Origin of the sequence: uncultured Thiohalocapsa sp., from assembly GCF_913062725.1 — a bacterium.
In the GTDB taxonomy this organism is placed as follows: domain Bacteria; phylum Pseudomonadota; class Gammaproteobacteria; order Chromatiales; family Chromatiaceae; genus Thiohalocapsa.
In genome coordinates this window covers 1-3,276 of record NZ_CAJXWY010000122.1, presented here as the reverse complement: position 1 = coordinate 3,276, position 3,276 = coordinate 1, and the positions used below count along the sequence as shown (strand labels likewise).

Here is a 3,276-nt window from a genome sequence, read left to right as displayed (position 1 = left end):
TTGAGTTGGCGAAGTACCTGAATCCAGATCCGCTGGCATCGCCCGTGTCGACTCACCCGCCCGCGCAGGCCCCCATGCAGCCAGCTGAACCAGCGTTGAACGTACTGTCGGAGCCGATCGAGATCGGCCCCTTGCTCGTGAAGCCGACGGGCACGTTCATAGAGCCGATCCAGCCCCTGCTGCGACGGGCGCAGTTTGCGGCCGGGGTGAAAGCGCGAATCCCCAGGCGCGGCCCCAACGGATGTCTGACGGTGCGTGGCCTGGACACATAGGACGGCGCGGGACTCAAGGACTGAGTGTCTCCACCTCAAACCCCACCAGCGCACGCTGCTCCTTGCTGAACTCGATGCCCAGCAGATGGATGGGCAGGCCTTCGGCGCGGTATTTGTCCGCGTAGCCTTTCGCCTTGATCTGCTCCAGCGCCCGGCCTTCCGGCACCAGCTCCACCACCTTGAACTCCATCAGGTAGAGGTTGCCATTGAAGCGCAGCGCCAGATCCAGCCGCCCGACGTTGCTGGTGTCCTCGGGCGTCAGATCCAGCCCCAGCGCGGCCAGATGGCTATAGAAGACACTGGCATAGTAGCCCTCATAACGGGCGATCGGGTTGTTGCGATACCAATCACTGGGAATGGCCGCGAACAGGCTGGCGACATGCCGGCGCAACGCCTCGAAATCGCCACTCAGCAGCACGTCATACAGCCGGCTGACAGCCTGTTCCGCCCGCAGCCCATTCCCCATCAGTCGCTTGAGCAAGGCGTCGTTCAGTGCGGACTCCACCTCCAGGTTGGGGTATCCGAGACCGTATTCCCATCGCGCGCCAATCTGGCGTGAGCCGGTAAGGGTCAGATAACCCGTCTGCCATAACAGAGCCTCTGACTCCATGGTGTCGACATCGAAGGCGGACAGCAGCGCCTCGCTGGCCCGCAGGTTTGCCAACTGCGGGGTGAAGTAGCCGCGCCGAGTCAGTACCTCCACCAGAAAGGTGGGTGTACCCGTCTCGAACCACCAGGGGTGGAAGCGGCGCTCATCAAACAGCAGTAACACGTCGTATGGGTTGTAGACGGCCTCGCCAGTCCAGTTGTAACCGTTGTACCAGGTGCGGATCTGCTCGCGGTCGAGGCCGTCCAGTTCCGGCGCAAACACGGTGTCCAGATCCGCTTCCGTATAGCCGCAGATGGCCGAATACCGCGGATTCAGGGTGATGTCCTTGAGGTTATTCAAGCCGGAGAAGATGCTGACCTTGCTGAACTTGGAGACGCCGGTGAGAAAGGCAAAGCGGACATGGGCGTCGGCATCCTTGATCACCGAGTACAGGTTGCGCAGACCGTCACGCATGACGCCGGCCGCGGCCGGATCGGTGAGGTTATCCAGGATGGGTTTGTCGTATTCGTCCACCAGCACCACAACCCGCTCGCCGGTGGCAGCATGCGCCTTACGGATCAGGTCACCAAACTGCCCGGCGATGTCCAGATCCGGGTGAAGCTCGACCTCCAGCGCCTCGCGATTGATGCGCAACAGGTCCGCGATCCGCTTGTCCAGCGCATCGCGCGTATGCAGAACGCCGCCACCGAAGCTCAGCCGGATCACCGGGAAGCGCCGCGACCAGTCCCAGCGCCCTTCCGCCGCCAGGCCGCTGAACAACTCGCGGTTGCCCTCGAACAGTTCCGCCAAGGTATCCAGAAACAGCGACTTGCCGAAGCGACGCGGGCGCGACAGGAAGTAATACTTACCTTCCTTGATCAGGCGAAGCGCCAACGGCGTCTTGTCGACGTAGTAGCAATCATCCTCGCGAATTTCGCGGAAGGTCTGGATACCGATGGGGAGTTTTTTGCGGGGGCTGTTCATGCGGGCAGAGTCTAGCCCAAAGTCGATACGGGCGCCGGGCAAGCCTCGCGTGGCCAGGCACGCCGCCCTGCGACGGCATCACCACCGGCACCGCACCTTGCGGTGGCGGCCTCACCCCAGGCGCTCAGCACAGGTGCATCACTGACCGCCCACACTCATGGGATGCACTGGCAACTCGCCGCGCTCACGCACGCTGTGAGCAGACCCTTGATCACCGAGTACAGGTTGCGCAGGCCGTCGCTTTCGCCTGGTCAGCGATGGCCTGCTGCGCGTCACCCGCACCGACGACGGCACCTGGTTGGCCTGGCCGCAGGCGCCCTGGCTGCAGCTATGGCCGGATGCGGTCCAACGGCTGGAGATCGCCGAGGGGAACCTGGCACCCGTGCGCGCTGGAGCGCCCGGAAGTGCCCTGGGGTTGGCAGCGGCTGGAAGCGCTGGGTGAGCAGTTGGTGGCCTGGTGCTTGAGGTTATTCGGATAGCTCCGGGCCGGACCCCGAGGATCCGGAATTCCTCTCTACCCGCAACGGCGATTTCGACTGCCCGTCAGCTTTTTGGTTTCTGCTTGGCGAGCCAGGCTTCGATGATGGCCGGATCAAGCCCCTTGAGCCGCTCCTCGGGATCGAACCGCTTCAGAATCGCCTCGGGATCGAGGCCCTTGAGGCGAGCCTCGGGATCGAGACCCTTGAGCCGCTCCTCGGGATCGAGCCGCTGCAGTATCGCCTGGGGATCGCTACGGATGGCCTCGTCGATGACCATCTCGTGAGTCTCGCGGATGAATTGTTCCAGGGTGTAGGCCATGTCAGGCGCCTCGCGTCGGTAGAGTCGGTAGAGCTGCTCGAGCAGTTCCCAGTGGCCGCTGTCGCTCGGGTGCGGGTGGTGCGTGCGGTAGTGCTCCAGCCCCTGGCGCATCCGAGCCTGCTCGCTGGCAAAGAGTTCCCAGGCGGCATTGCGTGGGTGCTGCTCGATGCGGTTGAGCACGATCACCCGCACCTGATGACCGCCCCAGGGCAGCTCGTAGACGCCGTCCCAGGCGGTGACATGGAGCGGATGCGCGCGCGTCAGCGCTTCAGGATAGCGTGTAGTAACCGCATAGAGGCCAAAGGCGTCGAGCGGGTGGCGCTTGCCATCGCCCGCAAGCCGCTGCTTGCGATAGTTCACGTAGTGCCCGGTCAGTTCGTCAAGCACCCAGGCGGTGAGGGCTTCGTGATGGGATTTATACGTCAGCAGGTTGTGCGCGCGCAGGTTCTCCAGTCCGTCGGGTAGCACCGCCTGCTCGGGCTGCCCGGGCGGCGGCTGACGCGCCTCGCCCGGCGCCGCCGCTTCGATGATGGCGACATCGAGCAGTTGGCTCTTTAGGGCCATTTCCAGTTCCAGCTCGACGGCCCAGGGCGTCTCGGCAAAGACATCCATCAGCGCAATGCCGAAGGCGCG

General features: G+C 63.9%; 3 protein-coding genes. 1 reads left to right on the top strand and 2 read right to left on the bottom strand.

Features of this window, described 5'->3' with window-relative positions; all coding sequences use genetic code 11:
- Positions 1 to 272: hypothetical protein (locus QZ588_RS17900; RefSeq protein WP_295544464.1), on the top strand; the 272-nt coding region annotated here is incomplete at its 5' end.
- Positions 273 to 285: 13 nt separating this feature from the next.
- Here the strand turns inward: QZ588_RS17900 and QZ588_RS17895 are convergent.
- Together QZ588_RS17895 and QZ588_RS17890 are read right to left on the bottom strand one after the other, a co-directional pair.
- Positions 286 to 1,845: an ATP-binding protein gene (locus QZ588_RS17895; RefSeq protein ID WP_295544462.1), complete on the bottom strand. Its 1,560-nt coding sequence runs from the start codon at positions 1,843 to 1,845 to the stop codon at positions 286 to 288.
- A gap of 543 nt (positions 1,846 to 2,388) precedes the next feature.
- The coding region (locus tag QZ588_RS17890) for a hypothetical protein (RefSeq protein WP_295544460.1) at positions 2,389 to 3,276 on the bottom strand (888 nt) is incomplete at its 5' end.